This is a genomic window from Achromobacter sp. NCFB-sbj8-Ac1-l (genome assembly GCF_052695805.1).
In genome coordinates this window covers 1,072,619-1,092,788 of the sequence record NZ_CP199812.1, presented here as the reverse complement: position 1 = coordinate 1,092,788, position 20,170 = coordinate 1,072,619, and the positions used below count along the sequence as shown (strand labels likewise).

Here is a 20,170-nt window from a genome sequence, read left to right as displayed (position 1 = left end):
ACCACCGACATGCCATATCCCCCCCAGACCATCGAATCCCTGCGTGCACAACGCGACACCTTGCGCAATTACCTCGCCGCGGGAGACTTCGCACCGCTGGAAGCCTATTTCGACGCTGCCGCGACCGAGTGGCTGGACGCTCCGTGGCAGGACTACGGATACACCTGGCATGTTCACCAACTGATCAACAAATCGCCTGACCTGGCCAACGCGATGGTGCAGCTACGCGCCTGGTGCATTGTCTCCCCCAACTCGTACCATGCCCATTTGCTCTACGGCACTGCCTGGGAAGTCGCGGCCGGCAAGATCCGATCGGGGTACTGCGCCGACTACGTCGATGACGCGCAATGGGTTGGCGCGCAAATGGCCCGCGATCATGGGCAAGTGGCCTACCTGCGCGCCATCACTCTGCACCCGCGTCCGGCCTTGGCGCTTCATCGCATGATGCGCTTGACTGCCTACCTGGGAGAACCCCAGTGGCTCGCCAACGTGACTCAGAACCAGGAGCCGACGGGCCAAACCGAATTCCAGGCGCAATGGAGCCAGGAGGCCTGGGATGGCGGACTCACCCTACTCAGTCAATATGGCGACGGTTTGGCCGACATCCCGGATTCCATCCCGATCACCATGCCGCCTCGCGCTCCGGGCGAGCTCGACGACGCCAAGACCTATTGGCTGCGCCTTGCCTTGCAGGCCCGCACCGGCGATAGCTATCTGCTTGAAGACTACCTGTATTTTCTGTACCCGCGCTGGGGTGGAAGCCACGCCGAAATGGAGGCCTTCATAGAGGGCCCGATCTGCGCCGCGCTCAGCGATCAGCAACGCGACGAATTGCGCTTCACACAGGCGCTTGATTACCTGGGTTACCAGGACTACCCAGACGCGGACGATAACGAGCAGATCGCGGCATACACAAGAGAGTTCGAACGCTGCCTGGCATTGGACTTGACACCGATAAGCCGGGTACACGCACTATGTCTATTCGCGGACTTCCAGAGAAACCTCGCGCGCAGTGAGCAAGACGCCGTCGCGATCTGGGACGCTGCAAGGCTGGGCCAAGCCTATGATCTGCTGGCCCAGGCACTGGAGACAGGCCCTACCGTCACGGACCTCACAGACTCTGCGTATCCAAATACGATCTACACCTTACAGGCCTGCCTCTGGTTCAAAGGCCTGCCCGATCCGAAGAACCTCCTCAGCCGGGTGCTTGATCGCGCAGCAAAGTGGGGCGACAACCGCGAGGCGCTGCTAATCGCGGCGGTAGGCTGCCGTTTTGGGGTACTAGGCTTTGAACCGTCGGCTCACAACCCCGAGGCTTTGATCGATCAGGCGCTGAAGACAGACCTCCCCGGGTTCAATATCGTCCAAGCCGGAAGCAACCTGGCGGAAGTCGTGCCCCTCGAAGCCATCCAGTTCTTGTGGCAGGAGTGTGCAGCGCGCGGCGACGACATGGCGATGCTGGGAATGAGCGACCTGTATGCCGGCAAAATTTACCCGCACGTATCGGTTCTCGACAAGGCACTGTCTGACCGATGGTTGCGCAGGGCCGCCGAGGCCGGCTGTCACATAGCTCGCATTAACGTTGCATGGAAGCTAATGGAAGAGAGCGAAGCGCTCGACACCGATACCTACCTCGAGCTGAAGCAGTGGTTGGAGCACACCTGGGAAAATGCCCCTCGCCTCAGCCGAGTTGAAACCACATCGGCACGGCACCTGGCACGGTTGCTGACGATGTTCAGCCACAACGAGGAAGACAAGCGCCTCAGCCTCGACCATGTCCTTCCCTGGCTCTGGAGGCAAGAAGACGACATGAGTACTCACTGGGCCGCCTTCCGCTATGCCTTGGTCTTCCTTGAAGGTCGTGGATGTTCGCCCAATCGGTATCTGGCGAAAATCTGGATCGATCGGGCGCTGGGAATCTTTCCAGACAACCCTTTGACTCAGGGGCTGGCTCATCGCATCTACCGGCGCGGCCAATTCCTAGGAGGGTGGCGTGCCGCCCTGGCGTTTCATCAGGACCGCCGCAAGGTAGACGAACGCGCCCGCCAGCAAACCTTTGGCCGCGGCGAACCCGATCATGGCTGAAGGCCTCCCGGGGGCTGGCATCCCCCCCGCGGATGAAAATGCGGCTTACGGGCAAGAACGCCTCCGAATATGGCTTTGGCTGGCGCTGGGTTATGCCGGCATCGCCAGCCTGGTGCTCGGCCCAGCCGTGATCCTGCTTTGGCTTGCCATCAAGATTTTCCCGGTGCTAGAGGGAGTACCCTCGGCGATATCGGTGCTTGCAGCGGCGTTCCACGTCATCGGGACGCTCAGGGCACTGCGACGCAGCTTTGCACCACCGACCGTTCACGAAGGTCAGCAACTACGGCCAAAGGATGCACCCGCGCTCTTCCATTTGATCGACGCCGTTCGACTCCGTGTCTCAGGCCCAGCCCTGAGCTCGGTGGTGTTGTCCAACCGCCTGAATGCCAGCATCTCGCAGCACGCGCGAATTCCCTTGGCAGGCAAAACAAGCCATACGATGGAAATCGGCCTGCCCTTGCTGTGTTTTTTGCCACCCGAACAGATCGGCGCAGTGATCGCCCACGAATTCGGACACCTTGTCGGCCGCCATGGCCTGCTCACACGCCGCATCCATGCCTTACGCCATTGTCTGACCAATTTGCAGCACGAACTGTCGATCACAAGCCTCTCGTCATTTTCCTTATCGCGCTGGACGCACCTGATTTCGTGTTTTGGCCTACACCGATTTCTGTGTTGGTACGTCCCCCGACTGGATGCCAGAACGTTCGCGGTTCGACGCGCAGGCGAATACGTCGCCGATGGCATATCCGCCCGCTGGGATGGTCCTCAAACAGCAATCCAAGCTCTTTACTCGCTGGCGATTGCCGACGCCTACCTCGCTGCCGAATTCTGGCCCAGGGTCTGGCGCCAAGCCAGGCACTCGCTGACGCCAATCGGCGATCCATTCACGCAACTGGCGCTTTTCACGAACCCAAAGGGCATTGCTCCGGCAGTTGCGACGGAATGGCTCTACCACGCCCTTCGCCCCCTCTCCATTGATGACGATACCCATCCCGCACTAGCCGACCGCGCCAAACACCTGGGGGCGGATCTGAACGCCGCCACTGCATGCCAGGCCCACGCCAGCGCGCTTCATTTGGTGCTACCCGCAGGGCTTATCCATCAAGCCACGGAAAAAATGGATGCGCAATGGTTGAATGCCATCGAATCGGATTGGGGTGACCACCACCGGCACTGGCAGGAAACTCTGACACAGCGGGAAGTCTTGCACCTGCGCCATGCGACGCAGCGCTTTTCGGCACATGATTGGTTGGCCTTGGCGGAAAACAGCCGGCTACTGCTGGAGCCCAGCCGCCAGGAAGAACTGCAGCATGCCCTGGAACTCGCTCCAGATGATCCGAACGTACTCTATGCGGTAGGCTGCGCACAGCGCGATCAAGGCCAATATGAAGATGCCGCTCGCAGCCTGGAGCGGGCGATGGAATTGAACCGCCATGAGGAACTGCGCTGCTCACGAGCGTTGACGCTCCTGAGCCTGGCAAGAGGAGATGCTCCGGCAACGGCACGGCACCGTTACCGGGCCGATGAGGCATTCAAACGCCGGACGCTGGTCGCCCAGGAACTGCACGCCATTCACCCCGACGATACGCTGGAGCCGCATGGCTTGCCATTGCGGCAGTGCCGTCAACTGCTAGAAGACATCAAGCCGATTCGCCGATTTTCCTTGCGCGTATGGTTAGTCAGAAAAATTTCCCGCAGTGACAACGACCTCAGTCGTTACGCCTTTGTCGTGGTATTGCGCAGTGGCGGTTGGCGCCGGCAGGTCAGTCGCCTAACGACGGGTAATGGCGATCTCCAACGAGAATCCTATGAACGACTAGCGCAATCGCTATCCGTGGATTTGCCCACGGCACCGCTTTGGCATTTCTGCTACCCCGACGATCTGTTGCCGCGTCGCTTGTCGCGTGATGGCATGCCGGCCTTGTCGGACCAAAGCTAGCCGTCAATTTCAGAATATTCCAATGGTGCGCGGCCCCCACGCACTTGAGAATCGGCCATTCGCTCGGCCATGCCCATGCCATAGCCGACCACGCCGAGATACCTCCAACACATAAACGACCGCACACAGACATGCCGATACTTAGAATGAATGGCTCCTTTACTCAGGCCGTAACCAAGCATTCGAAACGACTGATGATTGCCAGCACGGTAGCCGCCGCGATGGCATTGCTTCCGTCGGTGTCCTTTGGACAATCGGAAGACCTGTCGCAGCAGCTCTACAACGCGATTGGCAACTATCCGTACGACAAGACGTCCAAGTCGATGGCCGACATCAAGGACTTGCTGAAGCATGGTGCCAATCCCACGGGTCGGCCCCTGTCTCTAGCCCTCAGTGAGAAGTTGCCCGATATCGTCGACCTTCTTCTCAAGCAGCCTGTTGATGTCAACGCGCCGATTCAAGCCAACGGCGAGACGGTGCTGCTCGCGACACTTAACCACATAGACAGCCCCGTCGCATCCGCCAAAGATGTACGCATGGTGAACAGCTTGATCAAGGCTGGCGCCAATGTGAATGTGATCGCACAAGGCCGCAGTGTCTCGCCGCTGATACTGGCGGCCCAAGGTGGCAACACCCAACATCCACAGCCGGCATTGGTGAAGCTCCTCTTGGCCTCCGGCGCAGATGCCAAACAATTGGTGGGAAATGGATTTTCTTCTTTGACGGGGAAGGGCGCCTCCAGCCTGGAGGTCATCCAGCTGCTGATTGCCGCTGGCGCCGATTCCTATGTCATCACCGACGTAGGTTCGACTCCCTTGCACTTTGTCTGCTCGCGAGCCTTCGACATGAAAGGCAAACCCGACCCAGAGGCCGGCAAGCGTATTGCGCTGCTCCTGAAGCCCGGCACTTCCATTGACGCCACACATGTACAGAAAACGCCGCATCCGGTGGAAACACCGTTGGGGGAGGCCGCCATGTCTGACAACCCTGATTGCGTCAAAGCCCTGATCGCCGCTGGCGCAGAAAAAACGGCCCCGGCATATTCACCCAGCTACATTGCTGTTCGTCCATCGGTACAAGGTGTAACGGTGCAGCAATCCGTCCTATCCTCCGCCAAGAAGTACCCTGACTTGTATTCACCAAGCATCGTCAAGCTATTCGAGTAAATAGGACGTCATGCTTGTCAATCCGCGACGTCGCGCGCTTATCGGCGCTCTGCTCATCAGCCTCGGCATTTGGCTCATTGGCACCACCGCGGGGGAACCCTGCGTGACAACGCCGGACCCACGGACCGCGCTCGACTACGCCTTGCTAAGCCTGCTGCTCGCATCGACCCTCTCATTGATGTGGTTTGCCATCGCCAGGCGCGTCGCAGGGTGGGTACGCTGCGGTCTTCTGTGCTTGGCACTGACAATCCTTGCGGCCATCCTGATGTGCGCCCTCCTCTTTGCCCATCTGACCGCGCTTGATCTGCTTGACGCCCGCTTCGATCTCGTCGCGCGGGCGGGATGGCTCTTCACCACACATTGCGCCTATTCCTTTCCGGCTGAATTCAAAGCCCCATTCGGGGATATCATCTACGCGCTCTACCCCTTATTTTCTTTCTACGTTTGCATGCGCATCGGGCAACGCGTCCTATGGCGTGAGCCCCGACCGATGACCGAATGAACCCTGCTACGTCTGACTCCCTGGCGCAAGCCGTCTGCGCCGCGCACGGCTTGCCGGCCATACCGCCCGAAGACCAAGTGGCGGTGGCCATCTCGACCCTGGGGCAGATGCCCGTCTATGGCACGCGTATCGTCCTGCCGGAAAACGGCACGATCAGCTGGTTCATTCACTGCGGCAACTATTCCGATGCGGATGATTTCTATCAGCCTGTCCACACGGCACACCTGGCGGACATGCTGCCCCTGATCGTCCGCTACCTGCACCTGCCGCCCGGAGCGAAATTCATCGTAGATGACCAGGGTTACGAAGACGTGTGGATGGCGCCATGACCCCATGGACGCATTGGACTGACGCCTCGCGTCGAAGCGCGTCGTACATCCCTGGAGAGCGTCATGGCGATATATTTCAATCTAGCGGTCGATTGCGGCTCGAACGAACGCGTGGCCACGGCAGTCATGGCGCACTTCCATGATCTTGTGATCGAACTGCCCGGCAACCCGCCCGCCGTCTGCTCGGCAAGCCATAGTCACCAGCGGGGTCTGTGGTTTGTCGAGGTGTGGCCACTGGGAATGGGTTACGGCATCCCTTCGACGCTGCCGTCACGGCCCGAGCTATGCGATGCCCGTCCGTTGGAAATGATCAGCCGCGCGCTCTATGCACGCCTTCAGGCGCTTTCAGGATATCGTCGCGCGGTTTTTGGCGCCGAAGTCTACGACCTTCTGGCATTTGCTACTGCCGCAGAGGACAACGACCTGGATTATGGGGGGCTGGTCTTTTCTCAAGCCGCGTTCCCTGATGTACCTGCCGGGTGCGCGATCGAGCCGTTCGCGCCCGGCTACGCCCGGATCACCGAGGTCCGCCGCTGACGGCGCCACGCATTAGCACGCCAGCCCGACCGCCGCGCATGAAAAACGCCGCCCGGCGAATGGCGGCGAGTCCTGCTTTGCAGGGCGGTATTACCGCGCCGCGAAATGCCCCGCGATCTGCTCCTGGGCGCGCTGTCTTGCTGCCTCCAGCGCCTGGCCACCCATGGCGGTGCCTTCCACCGAAAAGAAGGTCAGGCGCTTCAGGCCGATCGTAGCCAGGGCCACTTTCAGGTAGGGCGTCAGGAAGTCGGGCTGCCGCGCATCGGGCCCCGAGAACACGCCGCCCGACGAGGCCGCGACATACACCGGCCGGTCGGCCAACACGCCGATCTTGCCTTCGCGCGTGATGCTGAAGGTGCTGCGCACCCGCACCACGTGGTCGATCCATACTTTCAAGGCGGACGGCACGGTGTAGTTGTGCATGGGCGTGGCGATGACGACGTAGTCGGCTTCGGACAGCGACTGGATCAACTGGTCGGACTGGCGCAACGAACCGCGGCCGCAGACCTCGGCATCCGGATCGGCGGGCGAACCCAAGGCGCAGGCGTAGTCCACGTCCACGTGGGGCAGCAGGTTGGCATCGATTTCGACGATGTCACGCCCTCGCACGGGATCGTGCCGCGCCAGTTGATCGACGACGATCCGGGACAGGCGGTGGCTCTCTGATTCCACGCCACGCGGGCTGCAAGTCAAACGCAGGATGCTCATGCTGCCTGGCCTCCCAGCACTTTCGAGAAACGCATGGCGCCGGTCAACAGGCCCTGGCGGAAATAGAAACGCTGCGCCAGCGCGTTGGCCAGGCCGGTGTCCAGCACCAGCTTGGCGCAGCCGGCCTCGCGGGCGATGCCTTCCAGCGCCTGCAGCAGGCGGGCGCCGTGGCGGCCGCCGCGGCTGCGCTCGGTGGTCACCAGGTCGTCCACGTACAGGAAACGGCCATAGATCAGGTTTTCCTGGTAGCGGTAGCCCGCCAGCGCCACCGGCTCGCCCCCTTCCCAGACGGCCAGCAGCGCGTAGTTTTCAGCACGCATGCGGGCCACGCGGGCGGCAAAATCAGACTCGTCGGCCAGATGCGGGCGCAATTGCTGCATGACGGGAAACGCAGCGCGCAGCTCGTCGGCGGTTTCTAGGTGGCGGATGTTCGGGTCACTCATGTCTTGATCGTCCTGTCCTGGCAGTCTTGCCGTGAATCGGGCCTGCGGCCGAAACCGACCGAAGCAGACATCATGCTAGTCAGCCCATGCCATAATTTGAAGAACCATAAATTGAACTTTGGACTAGGCCATGACGCGGTCTCCCATTGATAGCCTTCCGCCCGCCGCTGCCAGTGACGAACCGCTGTACCGCCAGATCTATGACCGGTTCCGCGGGGCCATTGCCCAGGGCATGCTCAAGCCCGGCGACCGGATTCCGTCGGCGCGGGCGCTGGCCAAGGACCTGGGCGTGGCGCGCGGCACGATCGAGATGGCCTACTCGCTGTTGCACGCCGAAGGCTATGTGCAGCCGCGCGGGCAGGCCGGGACCGTGGTGACACCGGGATTGCAGGCACACACCGTGACCAAGCCGGCGCCCGCCCCGGTCAAGCCGGACCCTGACACCTGGCGCCACCCACCGTCGGTACTGCCCTTCCAGATGGGACTGCCAGCGCTGGATGCATTTCCACGCAAGATCTGGGCGCGGCTGGGCGCCCGCCACCTGCGCGCCACGCAGGCGGCCGACCTGTCATATCCACCTGCCGACGGACTGCCCGCGCTGCGTACCGCCATCGCCGCACACCTGCAGGTGGCGCGCGGCATTCATTGCACGCCCTCGCAAGTGTTCATTACCTCCGGCTATCGCGAAAGCCTGAACCTGGTGATCCAGGCCTTGCTGCAACCGGGCCAGCAGGTGTGGGTCGAAGATCCGGGCTACCCGCCCACGCGCGAACTGCTGACCCACGCCGGCCTGGAACTGGCCCCGATCGAGGTGGATGCCGAGGGCATCATGGTCGCGCGCGGCATCGAACAAGCGCCACAGGCCCGTGCCGCGGTCGTGACGCCCGCCCACCAAAGCCCGCTGAGCGTGACCTTGTCTCTGACCCGGCGCCAGGCCCTGCTGGAGTGGGCCGAACGCAACCAGCGCTGGATCGTGGAAGACGACTACGACGGCGAATACCGCTACATCAGCCGGCCGCTGCCGGCGCTGAAAAGCCTGGATCGCCATGGCCGTGTGCTATATGCGGGCACCTTCAGCAAGGTCATGTTTCCCGGCATCCGCTTGGCTTACCTGGTCGTGCCCGAAGCCCAGATCAGGCGTTTCGAGGACGTCAATCGCGTGCTTGGCAATGGCATCCCCGGCCTGACCCAGGCGCTGGTCTGCGCGTTCATGACCGAGGGGCATTTCGCACGGCATATCCAACGCATGCGGCGGCTGTATTCCGAGCGCCGCGAGGCCACGGCAGCGGGCTTGTCCAAGGTGTTCGGCCCGGACATGCCCATCAATCCGCAACCGGGCGGCATGCATCTGCTGGTCAGGATGAAGGGACATCACACCGATCGCCCGCTGGCCCGCCGCATGGTCGAGAACGGCATCTATGCGCACGCGCTGTCGCGCTGGTCGACGGCCGCGCCCTGCGGGTCCGGGCTGTTGATGAGCTTTACCAACATCGAATCGCAGGAACGGGCCGAGCAGCTTGGCCGCAGGATTCTTGCGCTGATGTGAACAAGGCCTGCCCCGACGGACAGGCCTTGGCAGACCACGATACGGGCCAACGCCCACCGCGCCTCAGTTCAATCCGGCCTTGTCCAGGCCGAATGCGGCATCTGCCGAGCCGGGCTCGGTGCGGAAGGCAACGTTCAAGCGATTCCAGCCATTGATGCCCACGACCAGGAAGGTCAGGTCCGAGATTTCTGCTTCGGACAACTGACTGCGAACCTGTTCATAGACCGCGTCGGACACGCCGTGCGGGTGCAGCACCGTCAGGGCTTCGGTCCATTCCAGCGCGGCGCGTTCGCGTGCGCTGAACAGCGTAGACTCGCGCCAGATGGCAATATGGTGCAGGCGCAGTTCGCGCTCGCCGCCGATCTTGGCCTGCTTGACGTGCATGTCCAGGCAGAAGCCGCAGCCATTGATCTGCGAGGCGCGGATGGTCACCAGGTCATTGAACTCCTTGATGACGGCCTTCTTTTTCAGGGAGGCGCTGAAGTCCAGGTAGTGCCTGGACAGTTCGGCGGACACCTCGAAGTAATTCAAACGCTGGCTCATTTCACTCGTACCTTTCTTGAATGGGTTGCGGACGACACCGCGTACCGACATAGTGCAACGCGACCGCCTGGCGAAAAAGCGCCAAGAAGCGCAATTTGGCCTGGGCCATGATGGCGACGCGCTTCGTTGACCCTTGGCGGATTTGATGTATACTCTCGCCTCTTCAAAGCAGTACCGCAGTGCCCCGCGCGGGAGTAGCTCAGTTGGTAGAGCGCAACCTTGCCAAGGTTGAGGTCGCGAGTTCGAGACTCGTCTCCCGCTCCAGCATTTACGCAGCAGGCCGTTTCATGACGGCGGCAACGTAGCTGGAAGATCCGGTTTCCGGCTCACGCATCGGCACAATTCGGAAAACTGTGTATAATCGCTGTCTTTGGTGGACACGGCCTTTTTTCAAAAGTCCCCGCCAAGAACAGATGCAGTAAGGCTTGAAAACAAGCCCAGCAGTACCCAAGCGGGAGTAGCTCAGTTGGTAGAGCGCAACCTTGCCAAGGTTGAGGTCGCGAGTTCGAGACTCGTCTCCCGCTCCAAATACAAAAAAAGGAAGCACCGGCCAACACCGAGCTTCCTTTTTTCTTGCAGTACTGGCGCAATGGCAGAGTGGTTATGCAGCGGATTGCAAATCCGTGTACGTCGGTTCGATTCCGGCTTGCGCCTCCAGTATCTCCCCCCTCCTGCAGTACCCTCCCCCTGCATCTCGTTACCCATCCCTACGCCCGGTCAATCGATTGGTTGCTAAGGTGACGCCGTTTTCATTGAACGACGAAGCCATGCCCCACAATCAGAAAAACCATACCCTGCGGCGCGCGCCCTCTACCCTGCTCGCCCTGTCTGCGGCGACGTTGATGGCGCTGGCGCCACTGGCGGCCGAAGCGGATTCCGACCGCCATCACCACCGCCACAAGCACGGCCATGGCCGCGGCGAGTACAAAGAGAAGTACTGGGATGGCGCCTGTGAGGTCGAGCGCAAGTGGAAGCGCAATGGCGACTACCGCGAAAAGCGCAAATGCCGCGACGACTACGGCTATGGCTACGGCGCGCCGCAGCCGGTCATGGTGCCGATGCCGGCACCCGCCATCGTCATCAACCCGCCCCCCATCATCATCCGCCCCTGAACCATGGACCCTTCGGTGAAAGACGCCATCGCCCGCTGGCCCGACGTGCCGGCCGTGTTCGGCTGGCTGTCGCTGGACGCACGCGGACGCTGGCGCCTGCATCCGCAAGGCCAGGCCGCGCAAGGCGGCCCGGGCGAGTCCATCACCAATGCGCAGATCCTGGGCTTCATCAACCGCAACTATGAACACGACGAGGCCGGCCGCTGGTTCTTCCAGAACGGCCCGCAGCGCGTGTACTTGCGGCTGGATGCCGCACCGTATGTGCTCCGATTGAGCGATGACAGCCGCACACTGGTGACGCACACCGATGCCGCAGTGGATACCGTCAGCGGCTGGTGGCTGGACGACAGTGGCCAGCTCTATGCCATGACCCCGCTGGGGCCAGGCATCATCCTGGACCGCGACCTGCCTGCGCTACTGGAGCGGCTGACGACGCAGGACGGCGCGCCGCTACTGGATGCGCTGGACGGCCTGGCTTGCGAGCAAGCGCTCAGCGTGAAGCTGCCGCACGCCTACCCCGCCGCGCCGTTGCGCCAGATCGATCAGCACGATCTCGCCAGCACGCTGGGATTTCAGGCGAATCCCGTCGCCCAGGCTGCGACGGGCAGACCGGCCCGCACCGAGTAAGCCACGCGCGGCGATCCCTTGCCCGACGCCCCGCGTCAGAACATGCCGTTGCTATTGGCCGATTGCTCAGGGATCGGCTGGACCGCATCCCAGTGCTCGACGATCTTGCCCTTTTCCAGGCGGAAGATGTCGATGATGGCGTTGCCGCGCGAGCCCGGCTCGCGCACGGCATGCACGTGCAGGATCACATAGTCGCCGTCGGTGAAGACGCGCTTGATCTCGCTTTTGGACTGCGGGTACTTGTCGCGCAGGAAGGCGACGAATTTGCGAAAGCCCTCGGGGCCGTCGGCCGCATTGGGATTGTGCTGCACGTAGCGGTCGCCTACATATTTCAACGCGGCATCCGCATCCTTCTGGTTCAAGCCCTTTTCGTAGAAGGCCAGCACGGCCTCTTTGTTGGCGGCTTCCTGCTCAGGCGAGGCGTAGGCCACGGGCGACAAAGCGGCGGCAATCAGGACAGCGCCAAAGGCGCGCTTCATGAACGTCATGGAATCTCCAGATGAAAAATACCGGGGCGGCCGGACCATTCTAGGGGCCGGCCGCCCCGGGGGCGACGTCCAATCGGGTAGACAGACTGATGCGCGTGGCGATCAGCCGCGGCCACTCTTGACCAACGCGAACTTGCCATCCCCCAACAGCGCCAGCACGGCGGCTGCGACCGAGAGGAAGATGGGGTATTCCCAACCACCATTGGGATTGCTGAAACCCCAGCCATTGCCGAAGTGGACGGTGGCGGCCACGAACAGCTGTACCGTGGCAATGACGGCGATCCAGCGCGGCACGACGCCCAGGATCAACAGGACGCCAGCGCCGATCTCGAAGAAGGTCACCGGATAGGCCAACCAGCCGGCAAAGCCGATCTTGGCGAAGAACTGCGCGGTGCCCGGCAGGGTGAACACCAGCAGCTTGGTCAGGCCATGGGCCAGGAACATCACGCCCAGCGCGATGCGGAGCAAAAGCGCGGCATAAGGCGCGGTACGGGTATCGATCATTGCATTCTCCGTGAGCGAATCGCCCAGGACGGGAAGATTCTTCATGGCCGCTATTCTTGCGATTCCAAAAACAAAGATAAACATGCAAAATCGCAACTTATTGTTCCCCGATTGGTAACAATGCCGAACACGATATGGACACTCATACTGCGATGCAGACCTACGCCCGGGTCGTCGAACTGGGCTCTTTCGCGGCCGCCGCAGACAAGATGGGCCAGGCCCGTTCCGTGGTCACGCGGCAGATCGCCTACCTGGAAGAAAAGTATGGCGTGCGACTGCTGAACCGCACGACCCGCAAGCTCAGCATGACCGACGCGGGCCGCGCCTTCTACGACCGGGTACGCCCGATCCTGGCGGAAGTGGCCGACCTGGAACTGTCGCTGCAAGCCGAAGGCCAGGCCCCCAGCGGCCGCCTGCGGATCAGCGCGCCGGTGTCCTTCGGCATCCTGCACCTGGGCCCGGCCATCGCCGAATACCTGCTGCGCTATCCGGACGTGGTGATCGACCTGGACCTGAATGACCGCGTGGTGGACCTGGTCGAAGATGGCTACGACGTCGCGGTGCGCATCGGACCGCTGCAGGATTCATCGCTGGTGGCGCGGCCGCTGGCGCCTCAGCAATTGCTGGTGTGCGCGGCCCCCGCCTACCTGGAGCGCCACGGCGCGCCGCAAGTGCCTGAAGACCTGAAGCAACATCGCTGCCTGCATTACGCCTATGCCAGCACGGGCAACGAATGGCATTTCGAGAAAGACGGCATCACCCACCTGGTGCGGGTCAATGCGGCGCTGCGCGCCAATAACGGCGACGTGCTGCGTACGGCCGCCCTGGCCGGACACGGGGTGATCCTGCAGCCGGAATTCCTGGTGGGCGAGGACGTGCGCGCGGGCCGTCTGGTGGCGCTGCTGCAGGATTACGGCCACACCCCGATTTCCATGTACGCCGTCTACCCACACCGGCGCTTCCTGTCACCCAAGGTGCGTTCGTTCGTCGAGCACCTCGAAGAACGCTTCGGCGGCCGGACCCCGGCGCCCCCCGCCCGGCGAGCCAGCCGACGCCACAGCCGGTAGAATCGATCCCATGACCGCCAAATCGCCCCTCGAATACTTTCCCGCGCCCCGCCGTGCGAATTTCTGCAGCCAATGCGGCTCGCCCGTGAACCGCCGGGTGCCCGAGGGCGACAACCGCGAACGCGACATCTGTGACCACTGTGGCGCCATCCATTACCAGAACCCCCGCCTGGTGGTAGGCACGGTGCCGGTGCTGGACAACCGCGTGCTGCTGTGCCGCCGCGCCATCGAGCCACGCTACAACACCTGGACGCTGCCGGCGGGCTTCATGGAACTGGGCGAAAGCACCGCCCAGGGCGCCGGCCGGGAAACGCTGGAAGAATCCGGCGCGCGCATCCGGCTGGGCGAGATCTACACCATCATCGACGTCCCGCAGATCGAGCAGGTGCACGTCTTCTACCTGGCCGAGGTGCTGGGCCCCGAGCTGGATCCCGGCCCGGAAAGCCTGGAAGCCCGCTTCTACGACGAGGCCGACATCCCCTGGGACGACCTGGCGTTCCGCACCGTGGCGACCACGCTGCAACGCTATTTCGAGGACCGCAAGCGCGGCACGTTCGGCCCTCACCACTACACCCTCGAATCGCACCGTTGAAGCTGCCCTGGCTTGCTGCAGACACGCCGTTCCCACCGGCCGAATTCGCGCTGACCGATCCGGACGGCCTGCTGGCGGCTGGCGCCGACCTGACCACCGACCGGCTCATCCAGGCCTATTCCAACGGCATCTTTCCCTGGTATTCCGAAGGCGAGCCCATCCTGTGGTGGAGTCCCGACCCCCGCATGGTGCTGGCGTGCAAGGATTTCGCCCCGTCGCATTCGCTGCGTAAATTGCTGCGGCAGGTCGCCAGCCAGGAAACCGCCGCCACCCCGCGCATCGACGTGCGGGTCGACACGGCCTTTGCCGATGTCATGGCGCAATGCGCCGCGCCACGAGACGGCCAGCCGGGCACCTGGATCACCGCCGCCATGCGCCAGGCCTATCGCGCCTGGCACGAGGCCGGCTACGTGCACAGCATCGAAACGTGGATAGACGGCGAACTGGCCGGCGGCCTCTATGGCATCAGCCTGGGCCGTATGTTCTTCGGCGAATCGATGTTCACACGCGTGCCCAATGCGTCAAAGATCGCCCTGGCCTACCTGGTGCGCTATGTGACCGCCCAGGGCGTGCAATGGATCGACTGCCAGCAGCAGACCCGCCACCTGGCCAGTCTGGGCGCCAGGCCCGTACCGCGCTCGCATTTCCTGTCGCATGTGCGCGCCGCCACCGCCGCCCCCGCCATCGCCTGGGCGCCCGGCCGCCTGGACAGCGCCGGCCGGCTGATTCCCCTGGCGCCAGCCGCCAGCCGCCCGGGCACTGCCCCGGACTATCCCCAAGCCGGGACCTGACGCCACATCGATGCCCGGGTTAGGCGTTAATATGTACCTATCCCGTCACGGACTTGGCGCCGCACGCCGGGACCCCAGATGAGCCAGCTTAAAGAATTACCCTTCTCCACGCTGCAGTTCTATGCGACCGCTCCCTACCCTTGCAGCTACCTGCCAGGACGCCAGGCACGGTCGCAGGTGGCCGCGCCCGGCCACCTGATCAACGCCGGCACGTATTCCCAATTGGTCGAGCAAGGCTTTCGCCGCAGCGGCCTGTTCACCTACCGCCCGCATTGCGACAACTGCCACGCCTGTGTGCCGGTGCGGGTGGACACCGCCGGCTTCGCCCCCAATCGAAGCCAACGACGCGCCTGGCGCGACCACCGCGACCTGCAGTCCTTCGTGGCGGAACTGGCCTGGTCGCCGGAACACTACCGGCTGTACACCCGCTACCAGCAGGGTCGCCATCCCGGCGGCGGCATGGACGAAGACAGCCGCACTCAATATGCGCAGTTCCTCCTGACCAGCCGCGTCAATACCCGCCTGGTCGAATTCCGCGACCCGGGCGGCATCCTGATGATGGTGTCCATCATCGACGTGCTGGATGACGGCCTGTCGTCGGTCTACACCTTCTACGATCCCGACGTGCCGGGCAGCCTGGGCACCTACAGCATCCTGTGGCAGATCGAACAGTGCCGCACGCTCAACCTGCCGTGGCTGTACCTGGGCTACTGGATCGAAGACAGCCGCAAGATGTCGTACAAGGCCAGTTTCCACCCGGCCCAGTACCTGATCGACGGCAACTGGCGCGAAGCGCCTACGCCAGCCGCGCCCCCGCCAGCCGATCCGGCCTGACCCCGCCCCGCTGCGGCAAGGGCGGCCAAAGACGCTTTACAATCCCGCTCCATGTCGATCCTCTTCCACGCCTACCCCCTGGCCCGCCCGGCGCTGTTCGCCATGGACGCGGAAACCGCCCACGAAGTCACCCTGTCGGGACTGCAACGGGCCTACGATTGCGGCGCCACCCGCAAGCTGCTGCACGCGCAACCCAAGGCGCCCTGCACCCTGATGGGCATGCAGCTGGCCAACCCGATCGGCCTGGCCGCGGGCCTGGACAAGAACGGCGCCTATATCGATGCGCTGGGCAATCTGGGATTCGGCTTCGTGGAAGTGGGTACGGTGACCCCGCGCGCGCAACCCGGCAACCCCAAGCCGCGCATGTTCCGGCTGCCGCGCGCCAATGCGCTGATCAACCGCCTGGGTTTCAACAACCAGGGTCTGGACGCGTTCCTGGCCAATGTGCAGCGCAGCCAGTGGCGCAAACAAGGCGGCATCCTGGGCCTGAACATCGGCAAGAACGCCGATACGCCGATCGAACGCGCGGCGGACGATTACCTGATCGGTCTGGCGGGCGTGTACCCGCATGCCGACTACGTGACGGTGAACATTTCATCGCCCAACACCAAGAACCTGCGTGCGCTGCAAGGCGGCGACGAACTGTCGGCACTGCTGGCGCTGCTGGCGGACAAGCGCCGGGCCCTGGAAGACCAGCACCAGCGCCGCGTGCCCATGGCAGTGAAGATCGCCCCCGACCTCACCACCGAGCAGATCGACGCCATCGCCGATGCCCTGCCCCGCCACGGCATCGACGGCGTGATCGCCACCAACACCACGTTGTCGCGCGAGGCCGTCACGGGCATGGCGCATGCCGACGAAGCCGGCGGCCTGTCGGGCGCACCGGTGCATGAATTGTCGTTGGCGGTGATCCGCCGACTGAAGGAACGCCTGGGCGACAGCCTGGCGATCATCGGCGTGGGCGGGGTGCTGTCGGGCCGTCAGGCCCTCGAGAAAATGCAGGCAGGCGCCGATGCGGTGCAGCTGTACACGGGCCTGATCTACCGCGGCCCCGCCCTGGTGGGCGAATGCGTGCGTGCCGTCGCACGCTGAGACCGGCTACCTGAACCCGGCACGCCGCAGGCTTGCCGCGCCGGACGTTTGCACCGCGGCGCCCGAAGACACAGAACGCAGGCAAAAAAAGAGGCCACCCGAAGGGTGGCCCTAATTCCAGCTCTGCTCTGTCACTCAACAGTACTACATAACTGCAATTTGCGCAGCACTGCGCGCCAAATACTTAGGCGCTGCGGCGGCTGCGGCTGGCAACCTTGGTGGCGGCGTCGGCGGCATCCGTCGCAGCCTTGAAGGTCGCGTTCGCGGCGGCATTCAGGTTGGACTCGGCGACTTCGGCGGCCTGCTTGGCGGCCTTGGTCAGCGAATCGTAGGCGCTGTTGGCGGTGGCCAACGACGACTTGATCAGGGCAACGGCGCTTTCCGAACCCGTGGGGGCGTTCTTGGAGAACTGCTCGACGGCGTCGGTCAGCTGCTGTTGGCCTTCGGCGATCTGTTCTTCGGTCAGCTTGACCAGGTTGCCTTGCACGCCGGCAACGATGTCATACACATGCTTGGTGTACGCCAGGGCCTTTTCGGCACCCGGTTGCAGCAGGCCGGAGGCAAACGCGGCGGCTTCTTGCGGATCCTTCACTTCGGTGGCTTGCTGCGACTTCTGGGCGACTTCGTCCAGGGTGGCGCGCACGACCTTCAGGTTCAGCTCGACCAATTTTTCGAAACCGGCAAACACAGCCGACTGGGCGGCCACGAACGTGTTGATGCTGGCTTTTTGACGGTCCAGGACTTGTTGCGGGATAGCGCTCATAGAATTGCTCCTTTAGGGGGTAGCCGGAGGCTGTCCGGCAGGTAAGGATGGTGTCTGCGACGAAATTAAAAACGTGCGCGGAAACTGGTACTACAAGCTACCGCCGGCCCGTTTGATGCACTGCACAATTCACATTCTACGGGCCAAAAAAACCTTGTCAAGCAATATTGGTGCAACGCAACAACTATTTGCACTTTAACAGTGCATACCCGTCGCCCGTTTGACGGCGCGCAAGGATTTCCCATGATTCGGGAAATACCGGACATGACGGCGTATCAATTCTTTTCTACACTGCTTGCACGCTGATGACAGATAAACACAAACGATAAGTCAGCGGTCAAAAACACATCGCAGCAAGCAAAACCCTGCAATTGGAGACTTCATGACCCTCATCCCCCGCACGCTTTCGGCCCTGCTCGCGGCCAGCGCCATGCTCGCGGCCGGCGCCGCCCACGCGGAATTCCCGGAACGCCCCATCAATATGGTGGTGCCTTTCGCCGCAGGCGGCCCGACGGACAACGTCGCGCGTTCGCTGGCTGAAGCCATGCGGCACACGCTGGGCCAGACCGTCGTGGTCGAAAACAAGGGCGGTGCGGGCGGCACCATCGGCACCACGCAAGTGGCCCGCTCGCAGCCGGACGGCTATTCGGTGCTGCTGATGCACGCCGGCTTCTCGACGGCGCCGTCGCTGTACAAGAATCCGGGGTACGACCCCTACAAGAGTTTCGAGCCCATCGGCCTGGTGGTCGATGTGCCCATGACCATCATTGCGCGTTCGGACTTCCCGCCCAACACCATCCAGGAATTGGCCGAGTACGTCAAAAAGAACAAGGACAAGGTTTCGCTCGCCAATGCCGGCATCGGCGCGGCCAGCCACCTGTGCGGCACCATGCTGGTCGAAGCCCTGGGCGTGCAGCTCCTGACCATTCCCTACAAGGGCACCGCTCCGGCCATGAACGACCTGCTGGGCAAGCAGGTGGACCTGCTCTGCGACCAGACCACCAACACCACGCAGCAGATCGACAGCGGCAAGGTCAAGGCCTACGCCGTCACCAGCCTGCAGCGCGTGCCCACCCTGCCCAAGCTGCCGACCATGGACGAGTCCGGCTTCAAGGGCTTTGAAGTCGGCATCTGGCATGGCATGTGGGTGCCGAAGGGTACGCCCAAGCCGGTGGTGGACAAGCTGATCAAGAGCCTGCAGGCCGGTCTGGCGGATCCGAAATTCCAGGAACGCATGAAGCAGCTGGGCGCCACGGTGCTGACCGCCGAAGCCAATCCCCAGGCGCTGGACGCCAAGGTGAAACAGCAGGTGCCGCAGTGGGCCGAGCTGTTCAAGAAGGCCGGCGTCGAGCAGCAATAACGCCAGCGCGCCGGTCGGGCACGTCCGCCGCGTCGGATGTACCCGACAGGCGCAGCCGCGGGCTTCTGCGGCCGGCATTGAAAAAAGCCCCTTGCGGGGCTTTTTTTCGTTCCAGGGGCAAGCGCCGGTCAGCTACGCATGGCCTCGGCGGCCAGCCCCAGTCCATTGAAGCCGGGGGATACGGATGGCTCGTAGCCCAGCGCCTCGGAGATGCTGGCAGCGGTATCCACCAGGGCCTTGATCCAGTCGTCCTGCAACCGTTCGGCCGGGGCCGAGATCGACAGGCCCGCGACCAGCTTGCCCGTGTCGTCGAAAATGCCGGCGGCAATGCAACGCACGCCCAGCTCCAGCTCTTCGTTATCGCGCGCATAGCCGTGACGCCGCACCAGCGCCAGTTCACGTTCCAGACGGTCCAGGTCGGTCAGGCTGTTGCGGGTGTGACCGGCCAGGCCCGTGCGCAAGGCATAGGCGCGCACCTGACGGGTATCACCCGTGGACAGGAACAGCTTGCCGGTGGACGTGAGATGCAAGGGCGCGCGCCCACCAATGGCGCGCACCACCTGCATGCCGGAGCGCTCGCTCCAGGCGCGGTCGATGTAGACGATTTCGTCGCCTTGCTGCACCGACAGGTTGATGGTCTGTCCCGTCAGCTTGTGCAGCGAGCGCATGGCCGAGATGGCGGCCTCGCGCACATTGAGCCGCCCCTTCACCAGCGAGCCCAGCTCCAGCAGCCGCATGCCAAGCTGATACAGGCCGTTGTCCACTCTTTCAACGTAGCGCCCCACGACCAGGTCGTTCAGGATGCGGTGCGCGGTGGACGCGTGCAGCCCGGTGGTCGCGGACAATTCCTTGAGCGTGACGGGTTCGGGCTGTGCGGCCAGCGCGTCGAGCAGGCGCATGGCGCGCTCGATGACCTGGATGGCGATGGGGTGGGACGACGCGCCATCGGCCTCGGCGTCCAGCGCATTGCGGGGGGTGGAAAGACGGGACATAGGAAGGAAATGGGGCTCACGCGGCGCCACCGAAAGAGACCGGTCTTGCGGCAACGCAGCAAACAGTTCTTTCCCGTATTGTGAAATTTGCTGGAAGATTTGGCAACCGGTTTTTTATCGACAAAACGGGGACGCGCCCCGTTTTGA

The 20,170-nt window shown here is 63.1% G+C and carries 22 protein-coding genes and 3 tRNA genes; 18 read left to right on the top strand and 7 right to left on the bottom strand.

The window, feature by feature from the left end; translation table 11 throughout:
- The first annotated feature begins 9 nt into the window (after positions 1–9).
- The 6 genes from ACUDP5_RS05125 to ACUDP5_RS05100 all read left to right on the top strand — a co-directional run bounded on the left by ACUDP5_RS05125 (position 10) and on the right by ACUDP5_RS05100 (position 6,561).
- Complete coding sequence (locus tag ACUDP5_RS05125; RefSeq protein WP_445658289.1) at positions 10–2,085, top strand: DUF4034 domain-containing protein; 2,076 nt, start codon at positions 10–12, stop codon at positions 2,083–2,085.
- A complete protein-coding gene (locus tag ACUDP5_RS05120) occupies positions 2,078–4,027 on the top strand; it encodes a M48 family metalloprotease (RefSeq protein WP_445658288.1) in 1,950 nt (649 codons plus the stop codon). Before ACUDP5_RS05125 ends, ACUDP5_RS05120 begins: the two co-directional genes overlap by 8 nt.
- A 146-nt stretch (positions 4,028–4,173) precedes the next feature.
- A complete protein-coding gene (locus ACUDP5_RS05115; protein ID WP_445658287.1) occupies positions 4,174–5,193 on the top strand; it encodes an ankyrin repeat domain-containing protein in 1,020 nt (339 codons plus the stop codon).
- A gap of 10 nt (positions 5,194–5,203) precedes the next feature.
- Positions 5,204–5,695 carry a hypothetical protein gene (locus tag ACUDP5_RS05110; RefSeq protein ID WP_445658286.1) on the top strand — a complete coding sequence of 164 codons (492 nt, stop codon included), beginning with the start codon at positions 5,204–5,206 and terminating at the stop codon, positions 5,693–5,695.
- The gene (locus tag ACUDP5_RS05105) at positions 5,692–6,024 is read left to right on the top strand and encodes an immunity protein Imm33 domain-containing protein (RefSeq protein WP_445658285.1); all 333 of its coding nucleotides are present in this window, start codon (positions 5,692–5,694) and stop codon (positions 6,022–6,024) included. Before ACUDP5_RS05110 ends, ACUDP5_RS05105 begins: the two co-directional genes overlap by 4 nt.
- Positions 6,025–6,087: 63 nt before the next feature.
- Positions 6,088–6,561, top strand: coding sequence for a hypothetical protein (locus tag ACUDP5_RS05100; RefSeq protein WP_263914684.1), 474 nt, complete (start codon positions 6,088–6,090; stop codon positions 6,559–6,561).
- A gap of 90 nt (positions 6,562–6,651) precedes the next feature.
- Here ACUDP5_RS05100 and ACUDP5_RS05095 read toward each other — a convergent pair whose 3' ends face one another.
- Together ACUDP5_RS05095 and ACUDP5_RS05090 are read right to left on the bottom strand one after the other, a co-directional pair.
- The gene (locus tag ACUDP5_RS05095; RefSeq protein WP_445658284.1) at positions 6,652–7,269 is read right to left on the bottom strand and encodes an FMN-dependent NADH-azoreductase; all 618 of its coding nucleotides are present in this window, start codon (positions 7,267–7,269) and stop codon (positions 6,652–6,654) included.
- On the bottom strand, positions 7,266–7,712 hold the full coding sequence (locus tag ACUDP5_RS05090) for a GNAT family N-acetyltransferase (protein ID WP_445658283.1): 447 nt from the start codon (positions 7,710–7,712) through the stop codon (positions 7,266–7,268). The genes ACUDP5_RS05095 and ACUDP5_RS05090 overlap by 4 nt, the downstream gene beginning before the upstream one ends.
- 130 nt (positions 7,713–7,842) lie before the next feature.
- On the opposite strand from ACUDP5_RS05090, the gene pdxR reads away from it, so the two are divergent.
- A complete protein-coding gene (gene pdxR / locus ACUDP5_RS05085) occupies positions 7,843–9,258 on the top strand; it encodes a MocR-like pyridoxine biosynthesis transcription factor PdxR (protein WP_445658282.1) in 1,416 nt (471 codons plus the stop codon).
- Positions 9,259–9,321: 63 nt separating this feature from the next.
- On the opposite strand, the gene ACUDP5_RS05080 is transcribed toward pdxR, so the two are convergent.
- Complete coding sequence (locus ACUDP5_RS05080) at positions 9,322–9,801, bottom strand: carboxymuconolactone decarboxylase family protein (protein WP_263914688.1); 480 nt, start codon at positions 9,799–9,801, stop codon at positions 9,322–9,324.
- A 188-nt stretch (positions 9,802–9,989) separates the two neighbouring features.
- Between ACUDP5_RS05080 and ACUDP5_RS05075 the strand changes: the two genes are divergently transcribed.
- From ACUDP5_RS05075 to ACUDP5_RS05055, 5 genes are all read left to right on the top strand, one after another.
- Positions 9,990–10,065: transfer RNA gene (locus ACUDP5_RS05075), tRNA-Gly, on the top strand.
- Positions 10,066–10,252: 187 nt separating this feature from the next.
- Positions 10,253–10,328, top strand: a tRNA-Gly gene (locus ACUDP5_RS05070).
- Positions 10,329–10,384: 56 nt separating this feature from the next.
- Positions 10,385–10,458 (top strand) — tRNA-Cys (locus ACUDP5_RS05065).
- Positions 10,459–10,568: 110 nt separating this feature from the next.
- The gene (locus ACUDP5_RS05060) at positions 10,569–10,913 is read left to right on the top strand and encodes a hypothetical protein (protein ID WP_263914689.1); all 345 of its coding nucleotides are present in this window, start codon (positions 10,569–10,571) and stop codon (positions 10,911–10,913) included.
- A 3-nt stretch (positions 10,914–10,916) separates the two neighbouring features.
- On the top strand, positions 10,917–11,540 hold the full coding sequence (locus tag ACUDP5_RS05055) for a DUF2946 family protein (protein WP_263914690.1): 624 nt from the start codon (positions 10,917–10,919) through the stop codon (positions 11,538–11,540).
- Positions 11,541–11,575: 35 nt separating this feature from the next.
- Here ACUDP5_RS05055 and ACUDP5_RS05050 read toward each other — a convergent pair whose 3' ends face one another.
- Together ACUDP5_RS05050 and ACUDP5_RS05045 are read right to left on the bottom strand one after the other, a co-directional pair.
- Positions 11,576–12,028 carry a nuclear transport factor 2 family protein gene (locus tag ACUDP5_RS05050; RefSeq protein ID WP_263914691.1) on the bottom strand — a complete coding sequence of 151 codons (453 nt, stop codon included), beginning with the start codon at positions 12,026–12,028 and terminating at the stop codon, positions 11,576–11,578.
- 102 nt (positions 12,029–12,130) lie between these two features.
- A complete protein-coding gene (locus ACUDP5_RS05045) occupies positions 12,131–12,532 on the bottom strand; it encodes a DoxX family protein (protein WP_263914692.1) in 402 nt (133 codons plus the stop codon).
- A gap of 134 nt (positions 12,533–12,666) precedes the next feature.
- Here ACUDP5_RS05045 and ACUDP5_RS05040 point away from each other — a divergent pair, with 134 nt between their 5' ends.
- From ACUDP5_RS05040 to ACUDP5_RS05020, 5 genes are all read left to right on the top strand, one after another.
- Positions 12,667–13,599 (top strand): LysR family transcriptional regulator, encoded by a 933-nt coding sequence (locus tag ACUDP5_RS05040; protein WP_263914693.1) that lies wholly within the window; start codon positions 12,667–12,669, stop codon positions 13,597–13,599.
- 10 nt (positions 13,600–13,609) lie between these two features.
- Positions 13,610–14,191 carry an NUDIX hydrolase gene (locus ACUDP5_RS05035; RefSeq protein WP_006393199.1) on the top strand — a complete coding sequence of 194 codons (582 nt, stop codon included), beginning with the start codon at positions 13,610–13,612 and terminating at the stop codon, positions 14,189–14,191.
- Positions 14,188–14,982 carry a leucyl/phenylalanyl-tRNA--protein transferase gene (gene aat / locus ACUDP5_RS05030; RefSeq protein WP_445658281.1) on the top strand — a complete coding sequence of 265 codons (795 nt, stop codon included), beginning with the start codon at positions 14,188–14,190 and terminating at the stop codon, positions 14,980–14,982. Before ACUDP5_RS05035 ends, aat begins: the two co-directional genes overlap by 4 nt.
- A 78-nt stretch (positions 14,983–15,060) precedes the next feature.
- The gene (locus ACUDP5_RS05025) at positions 15,061–15,816 is read left to right on the top strand and encodes an arginyltransferase (RefSeq protein WP_445658280.1); all 756 of its coding nucleotides are present in this window, start codon (positions 15,061–15,063) and stop codon (positions 15,814–15,816) included.
- 51 nt (positions 15,817–15,867) lie between these two features.
- Positions 15,868–16,908, top strand: coding sequence for a quinone-dependent dihydroorotate dehydrogenase (locus ACUDP5_RS05020; protein ID WP_445658279.1), 1,041 nt, complete (start codon positions 15,868–15,870; stop codon positions 16,906–16,908).
- Positions 16,909–17,092: 184 nt separating this feature from the next.
- Here ACUDP5_RS05020 and phaP read toward each other — a convergent pair whose 3' ends face one another.
- A complete protein-coding gene (gene phaP, locus ACUDP5_RS05015) occupies positions 17,093–17,671 on the bottom strand; it encodes a TIGR01841 family phasin (protein WP_175190832.1) in 579 nt (192 codons plus the stop codon).
- Positions 17,672–18,053: 382 nt separating this feature from the next.
- Between phaP and ACUDP5_RS05010 the strand changes: the two genes are divergently transcribed.
- On the top strand, positions 18,054–19,031 hold the full coding sequence (locus ACUDP5_RS05010; protein ID WP_263914697.1) for a tripartite tricarboxylate transporter substrate binding protein BugD: 978 nt from the start codon (positions 18,054–18,056) through the stop codon (positions 19,029–19,031).
- 128 nt (positions 19,032–19,159) lie between these two features.
- Here the strand turns inward: ACUDP5_RS05010 and ACUDP5_RS05005 are convergent, their stop codons facing one another.
- Complete coding sequence (locus ACUDP5_RS05005; protein WP_263914698.1) at positions 19,160–20,023, bottom strand: IclR family transcriptional regulator; 864 nt, start codon at positions 20,021–20,023, stop codon at positions 19,160–19,162.
- Positions 20,024–20,170: the final 147 nt, after the last annotated feature.